The organism is Bacillus sp. R86525 (assembly GCF_042466195.1).
GTDB classification, from domain to species: domain Bacteria; phylum Bacillota; class Bacilli; order Bacillales; family Bacillaceae_G; genus Bacillus_A; species Bacillus_A nitratireducens.
Map to the genome: position 1 here is coordinate 4,665,364 of NZ_JAXHPX010000007.1, position 21,212 is coordinate 4,686,575.

At 36.4% G+C, this 21,212-nt stretch carries 21 protein-coding genes; 11 read left to right on the forward strand and 10 right to left on the reverse strand.

Annotated elements, in window-relative coordinates; all coding sequences use genetic code 11:
* The first annotated feature begins 15 nt into the window (after positions 1-15).
* The 3 genes from SJY24_RS26825 to SJY24_RS26835 are packed head-to-tail and all read left to right on the forward strand — an operon-like array spanning position 16 to position 2,370.
* On the forward strand, positions 16-273 hold the full coding sequence (locus SJY24_RS26825) for a FeoA family protein (protein ID WP_000252989.1): 258 nt from the start codon (positions 16-18) through the stop codon (positions 271-273).
* Positions 270-992: a FeoB small GTPase domain-containing protein gene (locus SJY24_RS26830; protein WP_098199106.1), complete on the forward strand. Its 723-nt coding sequence runs from the start codon at positions 270-272 to the stop codon at positions 990-992. Before SJY24_RS26825 ends, SJY24_RS26830 begins: the two co-directional genes overlap by 4 nt.
* A complete protein-coding gene (locus tag SJY24_RS26835) occupies positions 970-2,370 on the forward strand; it encodes a nucleoside recognition domain-containing protein (RefSeq protein WP_097882605.1) in 1,401 nt (466 codons plus the stop codon). The genes SJY24_RS26830 and SJY24_RS26835 overlap by 23 nt, the downstream gene beginning before the upstream one ends.
* Before the next feature lie 201 nt (positions 2,371-2,571).
* Here SJY24_RS26835 and SJY24_RS26840 read toward each other — a convergent pair whose 3' ends face one another.
* The 7 genes from SJY24_RS26840 to SJY24_RS26870 all read right to left on the reverse strand — a co-directional run bounded on the left by SJY24_RS26840 (position 2,572) and on the right by SJY24_RS26870 (position 10,113).
* On the reverse strand, positions 2,572-3,738 hold the full coding sequence (locus SJY24_RS26840; RefSeq protein ID WP_141531848.1) for a Ger(x)C family spore germination protein: 1,167 nt from the start codon (positions 3,736-3,738) through the stop codon (positions 2,572-2,574).
* Positions 3,722-4,846 (reverse strand): spore germination protein GerLB, encoded by a 1,125-nt coding sequence (gerLB, locus tag SJY24_RS26845; RefSeq protein WP_071735682.1) that lies wholly within the window; start codon positions 4,844-4,846, stop codon positions 3,722-3,724. The genes SJY24_RS26840 and gerLB overlap by 17 nt, the downstream gene beginning before the upstream one ends.
* Positions 4,847-6,325: a spore germination protein GerLA gene (gene gerLA, locus SJY24_RS26850; protein ID WP_141531849.1), complete on the reverse strand. Its 1,479-nt coding sequence runs from the start codon at positions 6,323-6,325 to the stop codon at positions 4,847-4,849.
* Between the two features lie 101 nt (positions 6,326-6,426).
* Entirely contained in the window at positions 6,427-7,899 is a 1,473-nt protein-coding gene (locus SJY24_RS26855) for a sodium:solute symporter family protein (protein ID WP_377866815.1), read from the reverse strand.
* Positions 7,896-8,093 (reverse strand): DUF3311 domain-containing protein, encoded by a 198-nt coding sequence (locus tag SJY24_RS26860; protein ID WP_377866816.1) that lies wholly within the window; start codon positions 8,091-8,093, stop codon positions 7,896-7,898. The genes SJY24_RS26855 and SJY24_RS26860 overlap by 4 nt, the downstream gene beginning before the upstream one ends.
* A gap of 1 nt (position 8,094) precedes the next feature.
* On the reverse strand, positions 8,095-9,270 hold the full coding sequence (locus SJY24_RS26865) for an amidohydrolase (protein WP_377866817.1): 1,176 nt from the start codon (positions 9,268-9,270) through the stop codon (positions 8,095-8,097).
* 132 nt (positions 9,271-9,402) lie between these two features.
* On the reverse strand, positions 9,403-10,113 hold the full coding sequence (locus SJY24_RS26870) for a C39 family peptidase (protein WP_377866818.1): 711 nt from the start codon (positions 10,111-10,113) through the stop codon (positions 9,403-9,405).
* A gap of 378 nt (positions 10,114-10,491) precedes the next feature.
* On the opposite strand from SJY24_RS26870, the gene SJY24_RS26875 reads away from it, so the two are divergent.
* The 8 genes from SJY24_RS26875 to SJY24_RS26910 all read left to right on the forward strand — a co-directional run bounded on the left by SJY24_RS26875 (position 10,492) and on the right by SJY24_RS26910 (position 18,779).
* Positions 10,492-11,907: an amino acid permease gene (locus SJY24_RS26875; protein WP_377866819.1), complete on the forward strand. Its 1,416-nt coding sequence runs from the start codon at positions 10,492-10,494 to the stop codon at positions 11,905-11,907.
* 282 nt (positions 11,908-12,189) lie between these two features.
* The gene (locus SJY24_RS26880; protein WP_219917171.1) at positions 12,190-13,065 is read left to right on the forward strand and encodes a cytochrome aa3 quinol oxidase subunit II; all 876 of its coding nucleotides are present in this window, start codon (positions 12,190-12,192) and stop codon (positions 13,063-13,065) included.
* Positions 13,066-13,098: 33 nt separating this feature from the next.
* Positions 13,099-15,033 (forward strand): cytochrome aa3 quinol oxidase subunit I, encoded by a 1,935-nt coding sequence (gene qoxB, locus SJY24_RS26885; RefSeq protein WP_000762387.1) that lies wholly within the window; start codon positions 13,099-13,101, stop codon positions 15,031-15,033.
* Between the two features lie 13 nt (positions 15,034-15,046).
* Positions 15,047-15,649, forward strand: coding sequence for a cytochrome aa3 quinol oxidase subunit III (qoxC, locus tag SJY24_RS26890; protein WP_002010602.1), 603 nt, complete (start codon positions 15,047-15,049; stop codon positions 15,647-15,649).
* Positions 15,650-15,961: a cytochrome aa3 quinol oxidase subunit IV gene (gene qoxD / locus SJY24_RS26895; RefSeq protein WP_000531385.1), complete on the forward strand. Its 312-nt coding sequence runs from the start codon at positions 15,650-15,652 to the stop codon at positions 15,959-15,961. It begins immediately after the preceding gene.
* Positions 15,962-16,188: 227 nt separating this feature from the next.
* Positions 16,189-18,018: a monovalent cation:proton antiporter family protein gene (locus SJY24_RS26900; protein ID WP_377866820.1), complete on the forward strand. Its 1,830-nt coding sequence runs from the start codon at positions 16,189-16,191 to the stop codon at positions 18,016-18,018.
* A gap of 75 nt (positions 18,019-18,093) precedes the next feature.
* Positions 18,094-18,327, forward strand: a complete 234-nt coding sequence (locus SJY24_RS26905; RefSeq protein WP_377866821.1) for a DUF4022 family protein — start codon at positions 18,094-18,096, stop codon at positions 18,325-18,327.
* Between the two features lie 14 nt (positions 18,328-18,341).
* On the forward strand, positions 18,342-18,779 hold the full coding sequence (locus tag SJY24_RS26910) for a GNAT family N-acetyltransferase (protein WP_377866822.1): 438 nt from the start codon (positions 18,342-18,344) through the stop codon (positions 18,777-18,779).
* Between the two features lie 39 nt (positions 18,780-18,818).
* Here SJY24_RS26910 and SJY24_RS26915 read toward each other — a convergent pair whose 3' ends face one another.
* From SJY24_RS26915 to SJY24_RS26925, 3 genes are all read right to left on the reverse strand, one after another.
* Positions 18,819-19,247: a hypothetical protein gene (locus SJY24_RS26915; protein WP_377866823.1), complete on the reverse strand. Its 429-nt coding sequence runs from the start codon at positions 19,245-19,247 to the stop codon at positions 18,819-18,821.
* A gap of 4 nt (positions 19,248-19,251) precedes the next feature.
* Positions 19,252-19,452 carry a helix-turn-helix transcriptional regulator gene (locus tag SJY24_RS26920; RefSeq protein ID WP_000301181.1) on the reverse strand — a complete coding sequence of 67 codons (201 nt, stop codon included), beginning with the start codon at positions 19,450-19,452 and terminating at the stop codon, positions 19,252-19,254.
* A 226-nt stretch (positions 19,453-19,678) separates the two neighbouring features.
* Positions 19,679-20,971: an NCS2 family permease gene (locus SJY24_RS26925; protein ID WP_377866824.1), complete on the reverse strand. Its 1,293-nt coding sequence runs from the start codon at positions 20,969-20,971 to the stop codon at positions 19,679-19,681.
* Positions 20,972-21,212: the final 241 nt, after the last annotated feature.

Consider the following 21,212-nt stretch of genomic DNA (forward strand, 5'->3'; position numbering starts at 1 on the left):
GATGAGGTAACTTTTATGGTATCGGCTAATACAAAACCACTTTCTGAATTTAAAACAGGAGAGTTTGTACAAATTGAGAAGATACAATTAGAAGGAACTATGAAACGACGTTTATTAGACTTAGGATTTATCCCTGGGGCAACGATTAAAGTATTACAACGCAGTCCACTTGGAGATCCGGTCGCTTATCAAGTAAGCAACACAACTATTGCACTACGTAAGGAAGAAAGTTCCCTTATTTTCGGGGTATTAATAGGAGATGATTTCAGATGAGCAAACATCGCATTGCTTTAGCTGGCAACCCGAATACCGGGAAAAGTACATTATTTAATACTTTAACAGGCTTAAAACAACATACTGGAAACTGGACGGGAAAAACTGTTTTAAAAGCTGAAGGGGAATATGAACATAACGGAAGTAACTATACATTAATTGATTTACCTGGAACTTACTCACTATATTCAAATTCCGCGGACGAAGAAGTAGCGAGGGATTATATTATATTTGAAAAGCCAGAAGTAACTGTAGTTGTTATAGACGCAACTGCTATGGAGAGAAATTTAAATTTAGCACTCCAAGTGATGGAAATGACGAGCAACGTAGTCATTTGTATTAACTTAATTGATGAAGCCGAGAAAAAAGGCATCGTTATTGATGAAAAGAAATTAGCAAAATCACTCGGTGTACCTGTAGTTAAAATTTCTGCTCGTAACCGAGTAGGTATTGGACATTTGCTAAATGTGATCGCTAAAGTAGCAAATAAAAAATTAATTCCAACACCAATTAAAATTTCTTACAGTGAAAAAATCGAAAATATGATTCAAGAATTAGAACCACAAATTTATAAAGTGTTCGGTGATACGTATCCAGCACGTTGGATTGCGTTACGTATATTAGATGGAGATAAAAATTTCTTAACTACACTCCAAAAACACCATAATGAACCACTTGTAAGGGAGGTCGTAATGAATGGAATCTCACTCAGCCAGTAAAGCTCTTCCATTAGACTATATTATTCAACATGCACAAACACTCTCAAAAGAAGATATACGAGATGATATTGTCGGAGATATTTATCGAACATCTGCAAGCATATGTAAAGAGTCTGTTCAATATACAAATACTGATAAATTGTATCGTTCTGAAAAACTAGATAAAATTTTCACATCTCCCATCTGGGGATTCCCAATTATGCTCGGTATTTTATCTATTATTTTTTATCTTACAATTGCAGGCGCTAACGTACCATCTGATATGATTGCTGAATTCTTCGGATGGGCAGAAGGATATTTAACATCTTGGTTCCAAGCAGCGCATGCACCTGAATGGTTACATGGCATTTTAATACTTGGTTTATTCCGTGGTATCGGTGCTGTTATTAGCGTTATGTTACCACCTATGGCAATCTTTTTCCCTATGTTCGCACTATTAGAAAACTACGGATACTTACCACGTGTCGCTTTTAATATGGATCGCTTATTCAAACGCTCCGGTGCACATGGCAAACAATCTTTAACAATGGCAATGGGCTTTGGTTGTAATGCAGCCGCTATTATGTCAACACGTATTATTGAATCACCACGTGAACGTATGCTTGCAATCTTAACAAACAACTTCGTTCCTTGTAACGGTCGCTGGCCTATGTTAATTTTAATGGCTTCATTATTTATGGCTGCTGGTTATACAGGTAGTATGCAAACATTAGTTACTGCAGGTGTCGTAGTTGGAATGGTTGTAATTGGTGTTATTATGACATTAACTGTTTCTTGGGTACTATCAAAAACAGCTTTAAAAGGTGTGCCAACTCACTACACCCTTGAGTTACCACCGTACCGTAAGCCAAAAGTTTGGAATACAATTGTACGTGCAACACTCGATAAATCTATTTATGTTTTAAAACGAGCTGTCGTTGTAGCTGCCCCTGCGGCTGCATTGACTTGGTTACTTGCTAACATTTTCATCGGTGACACAAGCTTACTTATGTATTTTGTAAACTTCCTAGATCCATTTGCTAAAATGTTAGGACTTGACGGTTTTATTCTAGCTGCATTCATTCTTGGACTACCAGCTAATGAAATTGTTATCCCGATTTTATTAATGTCTTATTTATCAACTGGAGCTTTAACTGAAATAGATGATTTTAATCAAATTAAAAATCTATTCTTAGAAAATGGTTGGACTTGGTTAACAGCGTTAAACACAATGTTGTTCTCACTTCTTCATTTCCCATGTGGAACAACACTGGTTAACATATATAAAGAAACAAAAAGTGCAAAATGGACATTCTTATCGTTTGCAATCCCTACCGTTATCGCCGTTGTTGTGACATTCCTCTCTACACAATTGGTACATTGGTTAGGGCTTGTATAAGCAAAGCATACATAGAAGGTATCCCCCTTCACATTTGCTTTGCGCAAAAGAAACCTGAAAATCATTCAGGTTTCTTTTTTTCTTTCCACGGCTGCGCTCCATAATTTGAAATTTTTTTATGAAGGAAATATATAGCTCCCGGAAGAACCGCCATTAATATCGTACAAATAATCCCTAGGCCAGTAAACAACTTACATCACCTTATTTCACTCTTTTCGGTAAGGCTGAACCGGAATGCTCAATTGTCGGATGAACATGAACAGTAACCTCAGCATTACTAAAGTAATTTTCACCTTGATCCCAATTCTTATCTATCTTCTTCCATTCTTTATAATTATGCCGCTTATATACTTCCCCTAACGCTAATACATCTACCTTATATTTTTTTTGAACAAGCTTAATCGATTTTTGGATACGCTTCTCCATTTCCTCCGCAATGGTTTTCTTCAATCGATCTTCATTCATAATTTGTTTATGATCACTAAAGTGTAACTCAGCTAAAGTGCCTTCCAAAGATAAATAAATATCAAACTTCGGTTTTGTGGCATTTTCTGTAGATACTTTAATCTTTCGATGCATCTTATGAATTTCATATGTAATAAGCTGGTCTTTTTTACGAACGGTAAAGAACCCTCCAATTTTCTTACCTATTATATAATTCATTCCAAATGTTTCTTCTCCATTCAAACTACCTACACACTTATTATCCTTCCCTCGAAACAACGCTGCCCCGTTCATTTGTACCCCTTGTTTTGTTAGTTCGAGAATAGGTAATACGAAACTTTGGTTAGAAATCATTTTTTGCTGTACCTCACCAATTCTTGCAGCTTCAATCATTTGAGCATTTTTCGGAGGATGCTCAGCTAACATATCAATATACTGTGCCGGTAAGTTCTCAGGCTTGGCACTCTGCTTTAAAATAGCTTCTGCATTTTTCTTAGAAACGAACAAACGAATATTTCTTCTCATCTCGTGATCGCGAATATATACATCTAACGTATTTTGTAAAACATACGGATTCGCTAGTAAATCTTTAGAAAAAATTATCACTTGTATATGCGGAAAGAATAATGAGCGACTAATTTTTTTAGCAATAATTCGTATTTGCTCAAAGACACTATCTGCTTTCGCACTAACATTAATATAATTTTCACTATCTCCACCGCCTTGGCCACCTTGTTGCGCTAACTTACTGGGAAGTACCATCTGATACGTCCCTTTCATAATTGGATTTGATTTCTTTACCTTCACAATATCGTAAGCTGCGCCTACTACAAATCCTCTTTCTTCTATTTCTTCTAGCTCAGAGCACCCACTTATAGATCCAGCTAAAACCATAACCATTATAATTTTAAGAAGGTGTTTCATTTCTACCATTCCTTCTTTTTATTTTATATACAATAAAAACTAACAAAGGCGCTAGCACGACAAACCCCATATCTATCCAAGCTAAATAAGTCCCATAACTTGACAAAGTATTCAAATTACTAGGTATCATATTCGCCATAAAAATAATCGGGGCACTTACAAAAATGAAAATATGTTTCTTCACTTTCGGAAACATAGCACAAAATAATAAAGATGCGACGTCATAATACATTGCTGTAGTGTTATAAATAGTAATAATCCAAGTAGTAAAAAAAATGGCATCAAATCTTTCTAAAAAACCTCCACCAATTTCAATTTCTTTCCCTAATTCAATTGTTGGATACGTCAATCCACGGGTTGTCATATACGTAAAAACGCTAATACAAGTTACATAAATTAAAATGTATGACAGCACATTTACCATCACTGCTTTCGCAACTGCCATTGGCGCTTTTTTCGCTGTCTTATCGTTCAACATCACAGCATAAAACAGAGCTACCTCAAATCCGATAAATGTGAAAATAGAATTTTTAACTCCTACAGCATATTGACTTGCGTTCGTTTGAAAAGCTGGTAGTAAATTGTTTATTTCCATTAAATTCACATTCAATAAAGAAAGCAACACTATCGCAATGAACACGATAGGTAAGAATAGAACATTTAACCTTACTAAAGCCGCTCTCGATCCTGCTACTCCATAAATAACAACTAATAAGAAGAAGAAAGAGAGTAGCTGTATTGGTGTATCACTAAATAAATATGTTTGTGAAATAATTGCAATCATTCGCGATTCATATGCAGTCAAAGCAGCAAATGTTAATACTAAAATGCTACTAATTGTGTATGCAACAGGCTTCGTCAAATGTGCACTTGTATATTGAACAAAGTTTTGTTTTGGGAATAAAATAGCTATTCTCGTTACAAACCAACCTAAAACCGCACATATCAATCCACCCAAAAGCAAAATAATCCAACCGTCTGAAAATAAAGTTTGCATAGCAATATCTCGAGGCATAGATAATGCACCTATACCGATAATTGTTGACGATACCGCAAAACCAAGTTCCCGAGATCCAATTTCTTCATCCCCATATTCAAATGGCTTCAATTACTCTCGCTCCTTTGGACGTAGTGTAGAGTCTTTCGTTTGTAAATATTCTGGCCTCTCTTTTAACATTGATTTTGGTAGGCGAACCAATTCTTCTTCCCAATCTTTATAAAAAGCAGGAGCAATAGGTGTTGTATACGGTACCCCAACACTCTTTAAATTTGTAATATGGATCGCAAGTGCAATAAGAGCTAAAATAATCCCGTACAATCCAAAAGCAGTCGCGGCTAATACAAAAACGAAAAGTAAAATCCTAAACGTAATCGTAATACTATACACAGGCAGTGAAAATGTAGCAATTGCGGTAACCGCAATAATAATTACTAAAAACGGATTTACAATCCCTGCATTTACTGCCGCTTCTCCAATTACAAGACCACCTACGATGCCAATTGTTTGCCCCATCGGTTTCGGAAGCCTAATCCCGGCTTCTCGTATTAATTCCATCGTTAATGCCATCATTAACGTTTCTATATAAGCAGGAAACGGTACCCCTTCTCTCGCTCCCGCAATGGAATAAGCTAGTTTAGATGGAATAAGCCCTTGATGGTACGATACAAGCGCTACATACATCGCCGGCATTAAAACTGCGACTATACCAGAGCCCATCCGCAAGATTCTTAATAAAGTCCCAATTATCCAACGCTCATAGTGATCTTCCACGGACTGAAAAATATCAACAAATACTAGCGGAGCTATAAGAGCAAATGGTGACCCATCTACTAAAATGGCCGCTTTCCCTTTCGCCAATGCAGCCACTATATTATCTGGTCTTTCTGTATTTAAAAACTGCGGAAACGGCGATAAATTATTATCTTGAATTAATTGCTCAATCGTTCCTGTCTCAAAAATGACATCTGTAACTATTGATTGAAGACGCCGATCTAGCTCTTTTACGATGTAAGGGTTAATAATATCCTCTATATATACTAGGGTTACTTCTTTCTGGGATCGCTTCCCCATAATATAAGATTGAAACCGTAACTTCGGATCACGTAAACCACGGCGAATTAACATTTTATTCACATTAATATCTTCATTTAACCCAATCCTCGGTCCACGAATTAAATCTTCTGTCACTGGCGGTTCTAGACTTCTTTTCTCCCAAGCCCTACTGTTAACAACAATAGCCGTTTGAATATTATCAATTAATATGACTGTATCTCCTGCTAAAACCGCATTTATAATATCTGGAAAAGTCGTCTTCATACCGACTTCTGCAATAGAAATAAAACGATCCAATAATGTCTGAACCACAGCTGCTTCATTTGGTATTTCTTCATATTGAAGTGTACGAACTACATATTTATAAACATTATCCTTATCTGTCAATCCACATAAAAAAACAACCGCACAACGTGTAAAACTACCAGCAAGAGCAACTTCTCTAATTGTTAAATCATTAGGTGAACCTAACTCATCTCTAATTTCCTTCATAACTTCAAACAAGTTACCTTTTAGCTCTAACAATTTCCCCACCTAACTTCCTTTTCAACAAGTTTTTAGTTAGATTCCGCTAATAGAAGAAAATATATACAAAAAAGAGCTATCTCTTTTCGAAGATAGCTCTAACACACGAATTACTTTTCTACTATTATATTGTCGGTCTTTACAGATACATTTCTTGTGAATCCACTAACTACAAACATCACAATAATGTTAACTAACAACGCGACTATACCTACATTCAAATCTTTCATATACTGCGGGACACCCTGGAACATCGTAGCTATAGTAGAACCTGATAAGGTGATATACGCGACAATTAACAACCCAATTCCCATCCCCGCAATCGCACCTTGTTTCGTAATAATTTGACGAGGGAACAAACTACATACAAGCGCAGGGAAAAGTTGTGTAACTATACTGTATCCCATTAAAAGAAGAGCCCCTATCGTTTCTCCCCCTTTAAATGTAAACAATACCGCAACAAGCGTTACTACAGGAACAAATAATTTCGCCGCTTTAGCAACTTGCCTATCTGAAGCAGATGGCACCATTGTTCGGTAAATATTTTTTGCTAACAACGTAGATGCCGCCATAACAAGCATGGAACCTGGAACTAATGCCGTTAACACTCCTGCACTACCAATAATACCAATAAACCATGGATCAAACGTTTGAAGAGCCAGACGGAATAATGAAAGATCTACATCCGCTCCCTTTAACCCTGGAACTTGCAAGATAGCAGCAAACCCTGCAAAGAATACGAAAAGCAACACTAAAGAATAAAGAGGCATAATCGCCGCGTTTTTCCTAAATACTTTTTCATTTTTTGCAGAGAAAGCCGAAGCGAATGTATGGGGCCACATATAGAAACCAAGAGCCGTTAATATAATAGTAGAAACAAACCAAGAAATACTCATTCCTTCTTCAGGTAAAGATAAAAAACCTGGTTTCGCTGCTTCTACAGCTTCGAACATCGGCTGAAATCCTCCATAATAATGGTACGGTAAATATATACCTAAAAACATAACGATAAATAGTATCATAATATCCTTCAAAGCAGCTGTCCAAGCCGATCCATGTATACCCGAAACCATTACATATATAGTTATAACAATAGCACCAATCCATACTGCAATAACCGGTGATACTCTTCCATAAGATGCTTCCGAAACGATGATCCCTAATCCCTTTAGCTGTAAAACGAGATAGGGGATGATAGAAATTACACCAATAATTGAAACAATTATTCCCAGCGTCTTACTGCTATATTTTTTCGCAAAAAAATCGGACTGCGAAACGAGGTTATGTTCTTTTGCATATTTCCAAATTGGAGGCAATAAGAAATACGATAAAATATAAGCTAATGCACCATACCCTAAAATATAAAAAGTAGGAGCTCCTTTACTATACGCCCAGCCACTTCCTCCTAAAAATGTGAATGTCGTATAAATTTCGCCTGCCATAAGGAGAAAAACGAAAATAGTTCCAAACCCTCTTCCTCCAACTGACCATTGCTCTAAATTCATATCTTTTCCACGTTGGGCTCGAATCCCTAAAAATAGCGCTAAAAATAAGAATAAAATAATGATAAGTAATGCTGTCATTTCACATCCTCCTTATTAGCAGGGTCGAATAAGTACACAAGCCCCATACAAAGAGACGTAATGAGCACTGATAATAATACCCAAAATAATAGAAAGGGCATCCCAAGTACGTAAGGAGTGACCGAATTTGCAAATACTGGTCCAATCACTAAACAAAGAACCGGAATAAGTGCTAGCACGTGTATTTTCTTCATCTCATTCTCCTTTACTTATAAAATTCATAATGGATGATACAAAGACTTCCATTCCAATTGGTAATGCATCTTCGTCAATTGTAAAACGAGGATGGTGATGTGGATATATAATTCCCTTCTCTTCATTGCCTGCCCCTATAAAAAAGAACGTCCCTGGTGCCTTTTGTAAAAATGCCGAAAAATCTTCTCCTGCCATCGTTGGTTGTAAACGAACAACTCCTTCTCTTCCATACAGCTGTAATGCCGTATGTTCAATAAGCTCTGTAACTTCATAATCGTTCACAACTGGTCGATATCCATACTCATAAGAAAATGTATACTTAGCACCGTATGATTCTGTAATATGTTTGACAATCCGTTCAAGCTTCTCTTTTGTTTCCTCTCTTAATTCATGCCTTAAACTTCTCACTGTCCCCTCAATCTCCGCTTGTTCCGGGATAACATTATGGGTTGTCCCAGAATGAAATTGCGTAACAGATACTACGAGAGAATCTAACGGGTTCGTGAGGCGAGATACAATTTGCTGGATCTGCGAAACAACTTGTGCACCAATGGCGATACTATCAACTGTTTCGTGCGGAATTCCAGCATGCCCACCTTTTCCCTCTATCGTAATTTTAAAAACGTCCGGTGCCGCCATCGCAGGACCATAAATTACACCTATTTTCCCAACCTCTAATGACGCCCAAAGATGAGCACCAATAATGTAATCCACACCTTTCATCACTCCCGCTGCGACCATTTCTTCTGCACCACCCGGAAAGTTTTCTTCTGCATGTTGAAATAAAAAGCGAATCTCTCCTTTAACTTTCTCTCTTTCCTCTACCAACTTATGTACTACACCGAGCAATATTGCCATGTGACCATCGTGACCACACGCATGCATCACACCTGGATATGTTGAAATAAAATCAAATTTATTTTCTTCATGAATAGGAAGAGCATCCATATCAGCACGAACCGCGATGGTTTTACCAGGCTGCTTACCAATTAACCTTGCCATTACACTATATTTAGTAGGTCGCGAAACTTCTAAATACGGGATTTTCCGAAGTATGTCGAATACAAATTGAGATGTTTTTTCCTCTTGAAAAGATAACTCTGGATACTTATGAAAATGCCTTCTCCACTCAATCAACTGATTCTTTGATAAAACAAGTTCCTTTGCGACATCCATTTCTCTTCTCCCCTTCTTCACCAAGTTAAATGTTATTATAACGTGAATTGTTAACTTTTAAAAGAATATTCCGAATTTTCTATCTCTATAATTTAAAAATAAAAAGCCATCAAAAAGATGACTTTTTCATTATTATAAAATAGTGATTGCTTGTTTCCCCATTTGCTCCCAGGCTTTCTCAAACTCTGCTCGCGGAACAGCGAAACGTGGATTGTTTTTTAGAGGATCATTTACATATACAAAGTTTTGATCGTATCCAACCACTACTACACTATGCTCAAAATATGTAATTCTCACTTTGCCAGAGCTTGTATTCCATGTTTCAAAACTACTCTCAGCTAGTGGCTTAAACGTTGTATTAATAATAACCCATACTGGAGAGCCAGAACTAATTACCTTATATAGATCTTTCACGTCTCTATCTGTTAAATTAATTACTTTTTCAGGAACATATTTTTCTGCTAAATTAAAGATTGGTTTATTGTATACACCATATCCTCTTTCCGCTTTCGTATAAATATTTCCAACGAATCCCTCATAAGGATTTCCACGCAAACCATTTTGTTCAAATGGAACACGATGAATTTCGCTAGCAAGTTGCATCTTATCCACTTGTACACCTTTATATTGCAGCAACATAGCCAAACTTGTAACTTCACATCCACGAGGTAATTCTGGTAACTGCTTTATAAACGGAACATTTTCAATCATAGCCGCTTCTTTCATTTCAGATAGAAACTCTAAACGGAACACTTGCGCCTTTTGTATAATTTTATCTTTCCCTATAAAAAACGCGGCAGCAAATATAATTCCAAAAACAAAAAGATATTTTAACTTTTTCATTTTAAACAAAACTCCATTAATTATTATTTTACAGATATACCTTCTATCATTGTACCTTTCTTCTTACTAGTTTGCTAGAAAGATTCTGTGAATTATTATTCATGAATATCGTTTTAAAATTCTAATTATTTTTAATAAAAAGAAAAAACAATATACTTTTCCGGATTTTTTTGCTAAAATAAAAATTATTAACCTAGTGAAATAATTGAATTTATTTCACTAGGTTAATAAACATTCTAAGGCATTTAGTCATAGTTATCTTTTACATACTCAGTTCACAACAAAATAAGCCGAGTATGTTTTTCATCCCCCACTAATGATTAAAACTCAGAATGAAAACCAGTTAACACATACAAGAAAATATGGGGTGAGGGGCATATGAATCAACAAGTAGAACAAACAGATTTAAAACGCACAATGAAAAGTAGACACCTATTTATGATTGCACTTGGTGGAGTTATCGGAACTGGGCTATTTATGGGCTCTGGTCAAATCGTCCATAACGCTGGACCTGGTGGTGCTATTCTTGCATTTTTAGTCGGTGGTTTCGTTATGTATTTAACGATGTTATGTCTTGGCGAATTGTCAGTAGCTATGCCAGAAGCGGGTTCCTTCCAAAGTTACGCAAGCAAATTTATTTCACCTGGTTTTGGATTTGTTGTCGGTTGGATGTATTGGTTAAATTGGGCTGTTACAGTTGGGGTAGAGTTAACGACTGTTAGCATTTTAATGAAACGGTGGTTTCCAGACGTTTCTTCTTGGATTTGGTGCGTTACTTTTGCAGTAGTACTCTTTCTTGTGAACGCTTTATCAGCAAAGGCATATGCAGAAGCTGAATTTTGGTTCGCTAGCGTAAAAGTGGCAACGATTGTTATCTTTATCGTTCTTGGAGGAGCGGTTATGTTTGGTCTCCTCGATTTTAATGGAAAACCAGCTCCAATGCTTCACAATTTCACTGAAAATGGCGGGCTATTTCCAAACGGTGCATTAGCTGTTCTTCTTACGATGATCACAGTTAATTACTCATTCCAAGGAACAGAGCTTATCGGAATTGCTTCAGGAGAAAGTGAAAATCCTGAAAAAACAATTCCAAAAGCAATCAAAAATACAATTTGGCGTACTCTATTCTTTTTCGTCTTAGCAATTTCAGTTGTTGTCGGTTTACTCCCATGGCAAGAGGCTAATCTAGTTGAAAGTCCATTTGTACTTGTATTTGATGTGGCTGGTATCCCTTATGCAGCGGACATTATGAACTTTGTTATTATTACAGCTGTATTATCCGTAGCTAACTCTGGTCTATACGCAAATTCTCGTATGCTTTGGGCGATGGCAAAACAAGGAATGGCTAGTCCAGCTTTTACGAAGTTAAATAAAAGAGGTGTACCACTAAATGCGTTAATTTTCAGTCTGATTTTCGCAAGCCTTTCTTTATTAACAAGTATATTTGCAGCAGATACTGTCTTTTTAATTTTAACTTCCATTGCAGCAATGGCTGCTGTTGTTGTTTGGATGTCGATTGCAGCTTCACAGTTTTTCTTCCGTAGAAATTTCGTGAAAAATGGCGGCGACATAAATGATTTAAAATACCGTACACCACTTTATCCAATAGTTCCAATCGTAGCTTTCTCACTCAATTTCATTACATTTGTTAGTTTAGCTTTCATTCCAGATCAGAGAATTGCTCTCTATTGTGGGATTCCATTTATGATTATTTGTTACATTTTATACCAAGTGAAATATAAAAAAGCTGTCACATTTGAACAGAAAAAAAATATAACTCAGGAAATAAACTAAATATACAAAATATTCAGCTATCTTTCTTATAATAAGATAGCTTTTTTCTATTTCTTGGATATGTTGGTATAACTTTATTTATCTTAAAATTCCCACAATCACGTTTTTATCTGGAAAATAGTTTACAATGTTATCAAGTTACAAATGATATTCACCTTAAAAAGTGTGCATTTGTGTCTATTTTTTAACAATATGACAAAAACTATTGCCATCTATAAATTAATAGGTTTATATTGTTTTATTGGCATAGTTTCAATCCAAGGAGAAAGGAGATTTTCAATCGTGCAACTAAAGAAAGCATTTTGGAAGTTAGCTTCGCTTCTTCCGTTATCATTACTTCTGTTCCTCGGTGGCTGTGATAAGAAACTCGCAGTATTAAATCCGCAAGGACCCGTTGCAAAGGCACAGTATGATTTAATTGTTTGGTCATTCTTGCTTATGTCATTAATTATCGCAATTGTATTCATCTTGTTTACAGTCATCTTGATTCGTTATCGTGAAAAACCAGAGAATATGGACTATGAGCCACCTGATCAACATGGTAACACATTATTAGAAATCATTTGGACGGTTATTCCTGTTATTATCGTTATCGCATTATCGATTCCAACAGTTAAGGCAACTTATGCTTCGGAAGAGGTTCCGCAAGAGTCCAAACATATTAAACCAGTTGAAATTTATGTTACATCTGCGAACTGGAAATGGTTATTTAGTTACCCGGAGGAAAAAATTGAAACCGTTAACTATTTAAACATCCCAGCTGGTGTACCAATTCAATTTAAGCTTACTTCTGTAGGTCCAATGAATGCATTCTGGGTTCCAGAACTTGGTGGTATGAAGTACACTATGGATGGCATGATTATGGATTTATATTTACAAGCTGATAAGCCTGGTTCTTACCTAGGCCGTAGTTCGAACTTCTCTGGTGAAGGGTTCACTCATATGGAGTTCGAAGTTGAAGCAAAAACAAAAGAAAAGTATGACAAGTGGGTAAAAGAAGTACAAGAAACTGCTCCTAAACTAACAGAAAATAAGTACAACGAAATTGTTAAACCTGGTGTAGTTGGTCGTATGACATTCTCTAGTCATCACTTAAGTTATGTAGATCCAAAATCACTTGAATATTGTGATTACAACTACTACAAAAACAAAAAATAATAGCTATTATTCCAACAGATTGGAGTGAACACAGTGAAGCTTGATGAATTTTTTGTCACAGGTGACCCGATTATTTACGGAGCTGACGCATCTATCGTTCTTGTGACATTAGCGATTCTTTTCGTACTAACAAAGTACAAAAAATGGAGATGGCTTTGGGATGAATGGTTGACAACTGTTGACCATAAAAAAATAGGGACCATGTATATTATCTCTGCCGTTATAATGTTATTCCGTGGTGGTATGGATGGTTTAATGATCCGTGCACAGTTAACATTCCCAGAAACAACTTATTTAAACGCTGAACACTATAACGGAATCTTTACAACACATGGTACAGTAATGATTCTTTTCATGGCAATGCCATTCGTTATGGGATTAATGAACCTTGTAGTACCATTACAAATTGGTGCTCGTGACGTTGCATATCCGTTCTTAAATGCTTTAAGTTTCTGGTTATTCTTTGTCGGAGCAATGTTATTCAACATCGCTTTCGTAATCGGTGGTTCTCCAGACGCTGGGTGGACTTCTTACTTCCCAATGGCAGGTACAGAGTTTACTTCTGGTGTAGGAAATAACTACTACGCAATTGCATTACAGATTTCAGGTCTCGGTACGCTAATGACCGGTATTAACTTCCTTGTTACTATCTTAAAAATGCGTACACCTGGTATGAAATTAATGAGAATGCCAATGTTTACTTGGTCAATCTTAATTACAACAATTATCATTATTTTCGCTTTCCCAGTATTAACAGTTGCTCTTGCATTAATGACATTTGACCGTCTATTCGATGCTCACTTCTTTACGATGGCGAGCGGCGGTATGCCGATGTTATGGGCCAACCTATTCTGGGTATGGGGTCACCCTGAAGTATATATCGTTATTTTACCGGCATTCGGTATTTTCTCTGAAATCATTAGTACATTCTCACGTAAACGTCTATTCGGTTACAGTGCGATGGTGTACTCGATGGTTGCAATTTCTTTACTAAGTTTCGTCGTATGGCTTCACCATTTCTTCACTATGGGTGCAGGTCCAGCGGTTAACTCATTCTTCTCGATTTCGACAATGGCGATTTCGATTCCAACCGGTGTTAAGATCTTTAACTGGTTGTTTACACTGTATAAAGGACGTATTCGTTTTACAGTTCCAATGCTTTGGTCATTGGCATTTATTCCAAACTTCGTAGTTGGTGGAGTTACAGGGGTTATGCTTGGAATGGCAGCAGCTGATTATCAATACCATAACAGCTACTTCCTAATTGCTCACTTCCACTACGTATTAATCGCAGGTACAGTATTCGCTATGCTTGCTGGATTCACATACTGGTATCCAAAAATGACAGGTCATATGTTAAATGAACGCCTAGGTAAATGGACATTCTGGATCTTTATGAGCGGATTTAACATCTGTTTCTTCCCAATGTACTTCTTAGGTTTAGATGGTATGACTCGTCGTATGTACACTTACTCTGAAAGTCTTGGATGGGGCTGGCTAAACCAAATCGCATCTGTTGGTGCTGTAATGATGGGTATTGGCTTCCTAATCCTTTGCTATAACGTAATTTGGAGTGCACGTCACGGTGAGCGTGACACAACTGGAGATCCATGGGACGGCCGTACACTTGAATGGGCAACTCAATCTCCTGTACAACATTACAACTTCGCGAAACTTCCTGAAATTAAAGAAGCTGATGCTTTCTGGTTCATGAAAAAACGCGGAGAAACAGTTACACCAGCTGCAGAAGAAATAAAACCAATTCACATGCCAAGTAACTCTGGCGTGCCTATTATTGCGTCTTTATTCTTCGGTCTTGCAGGTTTTGCATTAGTATTTAGTTGGTTCTGGCTTGCAGCAATCGGCGGAGTTGGTATTTTAGGTTGCTTAATCTATCGTTCATTCGATTATGACGATGGTTACTACGTAAGTGTTGATGAAATTAAAGAAACAGAACATATAGCATGAGAGGTGAAATGACATGGCGGCTTTAGATAAAAGCTTACCTTTGGAATATCAATCCGAGCAAAGCAGATTGAATATCCTAGGATTCTGGATTTTTCTTGGGGCTGAAATTATGCTGTTCGCAACACTTTTCGCCTCTTATCTAGTCCTTGCTGGTCGTACGGCAGATGGCCCAACACCAGCGCAACTGTTTGAACTTAAAACGCTTTTAATTCAAACATTACTACTTTTAACAAGTAGTTTCACATGTGGTATCGCAATTCATGAAATGCGTAAACACAATCAAAAAGGAATGTTAGCCTGGTTTATCCTAACTTTACTTTTAGGTGCAGGTTTCCTATTCTTCGAGATCGAAGAGTTCATTATGTACATTGGTGAAGGTGCAACAATTCAAACAAGTGCTTTCTTATCTGCATTCTTCGTTCTTCTTGGAACGCATGGTGCCCACGTAACAGGTGGTATCATTTGGGCAACTTGTGTTATTATCCAAATTTTAAAACGAGGTTTAACACCAGTTACAGCTCGTAAAGTATTTATTATCAGCTTATACTGGCATTTCCTTGATCTTGTTTGGGTCTTTATTTACACACTAGTTTACTTGAACGGGATGGTGGCGTAAATGGGTCAAAATAACAATCAAGCAAATGGGCATGCGCATAGCGGATTCCCATGGTCACACGTTTTCGGATTCATTTTATCGCTTGCACTAACGTTTCTAGCTTTATACGTGGCACTTTATACAACCCTGCCACTTTCAACGATATTAACAACTATTATCATAATGGCTGTTGCGCAAGCTTTATTACAATTAATTATGTTCATGCATTTAAAAGAAGGAGAAGGAAGAGTTCAAATTCTTACAATGATATACAGTTTCTTCGTTGCAACTGCAACAGTTGGTTTAACTGTATGGATCTTCTTCTCAATGTAATTTGCATAAAAAGGACTGCTGAGAAATCTCAGCAGTCCTTTTTTTATCCAGCATTAACGAGCAGTAAGACCCACATTACGGAATTTACAACAGAATCATGAAAAATATACTTATTATGACAAATGTTAAGAAAACTCTTTCTTTATGAAATCGAATCCATATGCGTTGCTTTTCTACCTATTATATGGCTAAATAGGTACTATATTTATTTGAAGGGAGAGAACGCAGTGGAACATCATTCTTCTGTTCTATCACTTATGGTTGTTGTCGCAATCGCGTTTTTCGTTCCCCTTTTGTTACAACGCTTTAAATTAAAAGCACTTCCTGTCGTTGTTGCAGAAATTATCGCAGGAATCTTTGTAGGTAAAAGTGGGTTTAACATCATTGAGCCAGATATGTGGCTTCAAGTCTTATCGACACTAGGATTTATCTTCCTAATGTTTTTAAGTGGGTTAGAAATTGACTTTTCGATTTTTAAACAAAAAGGGAAAAAGAATACGACAAACGAACCAAACACATTCCAAGCAGCAAGCATTATCTTCTTATTTATTTTCATATTATCTTATGCCCTATCATTACTATTCGTATGGCTAGGATTTGTAGACAATGCAATGTTCATGACTTTAATTATTTCAACTATTTCTTTAGGTGTTGTCGTACCAACATTAAAAGAAAATAACTTAGGAAAGACTGCAATCGGGCAAATCATTTTATTAGTCGCTGTTATCGCAGACTTAGTTACAATGATTTTACTCGCTGTTTTCGTCGGATTAAATTCCGAAAGTGGCCAAAGCATGTGGCTTCTACTTCTTCTATTCGGCGCTGGTATTGTAATTTACTTTGTCGCAAGACGCTTTAAAAATATTCCATACCTAGAAAGCTTAAAAGCCGGTAGTGTACAAATTGATACACGAGCTGTTTTCGCACTCATCTTAATATTAGTTGGATTATCTGAATCTGTTGGGGCAGAAAATATTTTGGGAGCCTTTTTAGCAGGTGTACTCGTATCTTTATTATCACCAAATGAAGATATGGTTGAAAAACTTGATTCCATCGGATATGGTTTCTTCATCCCTATTTTCTTCGTAATGGTTGGTGTAAATCTAGAAGTATGGTCTATTTTTAAAGAGCCTTCTAGCATGCTAATGATCCCAATTTTAATTGTGGGACTCTTTATCTCAAAGCTGTTACCATCACTCGTCTTACGAAAATGGTACCCACGCAATATCGTACTCGGAAGTGCCATTTTGTTAACATCAACACTTTCTTTAGTTATTGCGGCTGCACAAATCGGTGAAAAGCTAGGCATCATTAGCCCAAGTTTATCAGCATCCCTTATTTTAAGTGCAGTTATTACTTGTATTTTTGCACCTATATTATTTAAAAAGATGTTTCCAAAAGTGGAAATACCAAAACCAAAAGTATCTATTATTGGCGCAAGCAGAATTACCCTTCCGCTATCACTCGATTTAAAACGTGAAGATTATGACGTAACACTATATATGATGCGTCAAAATAAAATAAATGATGATGAAGCGAAATCTCATGACTTCCCTATCGTAAAATTAGATGAGATTACTATTCAATCTTTAATGGAACAAACAGCTTTCGAAGCAGACCGTGTTGTTGTTGCGACAAGTGATGATGAACAAAACTTATTATTAGCAGAACACGCCAAAGAATTAGGTGTTGAACACGTCATCGCAAGTGTAGAAGATCCCCTTCTACAAGAAAAAGCGACCCAAGAACATATCGCTGTATTCTCGACTATTAACTCTACACGTATTTTATTACGTGCACTTATTGATAAACCAAGTCTCGTTCGCTTAATTACAACAGCAAATGAAACAGTGCGTGAAGTCGAACTACGCAGCAATAAATATAACGGTGTTGCACTACGCCGCCTTCCGTTTTTAGGCGACGTACTCGTCATTCAAATTTACCGTGGTAATAAAGCATTAATACCGCATGGTGATACGAGACTACAACACGGTGATACATTGCTTGTCACAGGTTCAAAAGAACATATCGATACACTGAAAAGCATATTAGAATAGAAAAATGCCCCTCACATAAATGAGGGGCATTTTTTCAATTTCATATGGTAAAATGTTACTATCACAATTATGGGGATGAATTATATTATGTCTATTTCAACTTTAGCTCTCTTATTATTAGCAGAAGTACTCGTCGCCATTATTCTCATCGGTATTAGCATTGAAATTTGTAGCTACGGATGGAAAAAATCAAATGGAATTAAGTACTTTTGTCTCTTACTTTCACTCCTTCTCGGAACCGCTAGCATACTAGGGCTTCTCATTGCACCCGCATATTTCTTCTTACAACTTATAGAAAAGGGCTTATAAGAAAGGATGTTAATATGATTACCGTGAAATATATTGATGCATCTGAAACTTACGTATTACGTCAAAAAATTTTGCGCCCCAATCAGCTATTAACAGATTGCAAATACTCTTCCGACTACAAAGCAGATACCTTCCACTTAGGTGCTTTTCTAAACGATGAACTAATTAGTATCGCTTCCTTCTCAAAAGAAATATATCCTGACTTACCAACAGGTGTTCATTATCGACTACGTGGAATGGCAACATTACCTAACTTTCGAAACAACCACGCTGGAAGCTCCTTAATTCAGAAAGCGGAACAAGTCTTGCAAGAGCGTAAAGCAAATATTTTATGGTGTAATGGCCGAATTACTGTAACTGACTATTACAAGCGCTTGGGCTTCCATGAACATGGTGAAATCTTTGAAATTGATACACTTGGACTACATAAAGTAATGTATAAAGAAATATAAGAAAGGCTTTCCCGTATTAGGGAAAGCCTTTCTTATATTTCAATCTTCACTTTTTATCTTTTTCATATATATGTATATAAACAAACTAGGAATCAAAAAGCAGGCCAACATAATAAGTCCTGTTATACTAATTTCCTTTATCGAAATATCCGGTGTAACAATGATACCAATAGCTAAAATCCCAATAACAATCCCTACTGGAATTAATAATAGTTTCATGAGATAACTACGTGATACTCCACCAGTATGCTCATATACCTCCACAGAATGTTTTAAATTTAAGAAGTTAATAACTACTATCCCGCCCATAAATATCATTAATAAATCCGAAACACTTTCATATCCTGTCCCTTGCAAAACATAACGGTAAAATACGATACCTAGTATGACAATATTTTGTAAGATGAAAGCTAGTCTAATATGTTTTAACCCCTCAATCATTAAACGTTCATCTTTCACGATTTTCACCCTATCACTCCTCTTCCTCCCAAAACAAATCATTCAATGTTTTATCTACCGCATAACAAATTTTCAAACATAAATCTAAAGACGGGTTGTATTTCCCCTTCTCAATTAAACTAATCGTTTGCCTTGTAACGCCTACCTTTTCTGCTAATTGTTGCTGTGTTAAATCTAACTGAACACGCGCGACTTTTATTTTACTTACAGCCATTCATGTTCCTCCTCTGCCTTTATTGTAACATATATATTCCATTAAGTAATTTATATTTTACGTAACTAATTTAATTTTCCTTACCCCGCTATTTGTGGACAGTAAAGCTCACGATTGTTGAGGGCTGATAAGCAGTGGGAATGAACAAAAGCCCCACCGTTTATAGTTTCACTTTATTATACACAAAAAAGGGCCTCCCATAAGAAGCACCCTTTCTATATCTATATTATAAGAATAAATGACATCCAAATAAAATTGTAAATAAGTATAGTAACGGATGTACTTCCATCCCTTTCCCCTTCGCAATTTTTAAAATTGGATACACTAAAAATCCGATTGCAATTCCATTCGCAATACTTGATGTTAACGGAATACCAACGAAAATTAAAAATGCCGGTAATGCATCTTCGAATTCATTCCAATTAATATCACGAATGCTTTGTGCCATTAAACTACCTACTATAATTAAAGAAGGAGCTGTAATAGCTGCTACACTTGATAAAGAGGCAATAACAGGGCTAAAGAATGCCGTTATGATCGTTAAACAAACGACTACAATACCTGTCAATCCAGTTTTACCACCTGCAGCAATTCCTGCTGACGATTCGATTGTCGCTGCTGTGGGGCTTGTCCCAAAGATAGAACCTGTCGTCCCACCAATTGCATCCGCAATGAACGCCTTACCAAAGCGCTTTTCAGTGTTATCTGTATTTAAACCCGCTTGTTTAATTAAACCGAGTAAAGCACCTGTTGTATCAAATAAAAGTACAAGTAAGAATGAAAAAATAACTCCATATAACCCGTATTGAATTACATCCGAAAATGCATTGATAGGGTTTGAAACAATGATGCCTTCTGGCAAATGTGGCATTGCGACAATGTTATTTTCAAACGTTAATTGCCCTGTAAAGAAAGCAATAATCCCTGTCACAATCATACTAATAAACAATGCACCACTAACACGTAATACCATTAATACTGCCGCTAACACTAAACCAACTAAAGTTAAAATAACAGCCGGTGAATGAAAGTCTCCGATTGTAACTAAATTAGATGGATGATCGACGATAATACCTGAAAGCCGTAATCCGATAAAAGCAATAAATAATCCGATTCCACCCGCAATTGCATGTTTTAAACTGTCAGGAATTGCGACAATTAGCTTTTGCCTAAACGAGGTGAAAGATAATAAAAGAAAAATAATACCTGTTACAAATACTGCTGAAAACGCAATGACATATGTGATCCCCTCTGCCTGTTGAACAACAGAGTAAGCAAAATATGCATTCATTCCCATCGCTGGAGCAATAACAATTGGATAGTTAGCTAAAAACGCCATACATAGCGTCCCTACAACAGTCGCAATAATAGTTGCCGTAAAAGCTTGATCAAATGGTACACCTGCATCAGATAATATTTTCGGATTGATGACAAGAATATACGCAAATGTAAAAAAAGTTGTGATGCCAGCTAAAAGCTCTTGCTTCACAGAAGTGTTATATTTTTGTAATTGAAACATGGTTATGTACCCTTCCTACATCTGAATTATTATCACATATTCTTTTCTTACTAGTATGTGAGAAAATATAATACTTAATCTTAACAATCAATAAAAAGAAGAGTCAATATATTCGCTAATAGTTCGAATTTTAAGTTTAAGTCTGACAAGCTCAGATGTAGTACAGTGCATTATGGTTATTTTTGTAGCATAACAGATAGAAATGTTTTATAATTTGAAATAGTTAAATATTTAGCAAACG

What these genes read in the sequence shown, in the direction of transcription:
- SJY24_RS26825 (WP_000252989.1), top strand. Translation starts at nt 16, where the DNA reads ATGGTATCGGCTAATACAAAACCACTTTCTGAATTTAAAACAGGAGAG.
- SJY24_RS26830 (WP_098199106.1), top strand. Translation starts at nt 270, where the DNA reads ATGAGCAAACATCGCATTGCTTTAGCTGGCAACCCGAATACCGGGAAA.
- SJY24_RS26835 (WP_097882605.1), top strand. Translation starts at nt 970, where the DNA reads ATGGAATCTCACTCAGCCAGTAAAGCTCTTCCATTAGACTATATTATT.
- SJY24_RS26840 (WP_141531848.1), bottom strand. Translation starts at nt 3,738, where the DNA reads ATGAAACACCTTCTTAAAATTATAATGGTTATGGTTTTAGCTGGATCT.
- SJY24_RS26855 (WP_377866815.1), bottom strand. Translation starts at nt 7,899, where the DNA reads ATGACAGCATTACTTATCATTATTTTATTCTTATTTTTAGCGCTATTT.
- SJY24_RS26860 (WP_377866816.1), bottom strand. Translation starts at nt 8,093, where the DNA reads ATGAAGAAAATACACGTGCTAGCACTTATTCCGGTTCTTTGTTTAGTG.
- SJY24_RS26865 (WP_377866817.1), bottom strand. Translation starts at nt 9,270, where the DNA reads ATGGATGTCGCAAAGGAACTTGTTTTATCAAAGAATCAGTTGATTGAG.
- SJY24_RS26870 (WP_377866818.1), bottom strand. Translation starts at nt 10,113, where the DNA reads ATGAAAAAGTTAAAATATCTTTTTGTTTTTGGAATTATATTTGCTGCC.
- SJY24_RS26875 (WP_377866819.1), top strand. Translation starts at nt 10,492, where the DNA reads ATGAATCAACAAGTAGAACAAACAGATTTAAAACGCACAATGAAAAGT.
- qoxC (WP_002010602.1), top strand. Translation starts at nt 15,047, where the DNA reads ATGGCGGCTTTAGATAAAAGCTTACCTTTGGAATATCAATCCGAGCAA.
- qoxD (WP_000531385.1), top strand. Translation starts at nt 15,650, where the DNA reads ATGGGTCAAAATAACAATCAAGCAAATGGGCATGCGCATAGCGGATTC.
- SJY24_RS26905 (WP_377866821.1), top strand. Translation starts at nt 18,094, where the DNA reads ATGAATTATATTATGTCTATTTCAACTTTAGCTCTCTTATTATTAGCA.
- SJY24_RS26910 (WP_377866822.1), top strand. Translation starts at nt 18,342, where the DNA reads ATGATTACCGTGAAATATATTGATGCATCTGAAACTTACGTATTACGT.
- SJY24_RS26920 (WP_000301181.1), bottom strand. Translation starts at nt 19,452, where the DNA reads ATGGCTGTAAGTAAAATAAAAGTCGCGCGTGTTCAGTTAGATTTAACA.
- SJY24_RS26925 (WP_377866824.1), bottom strand. Translation starts at nt 20,971, where the DNA reads ATGTTTCAATTACAAAAATATAACACTTCTGTGAAGCAAGAGCTTTTA.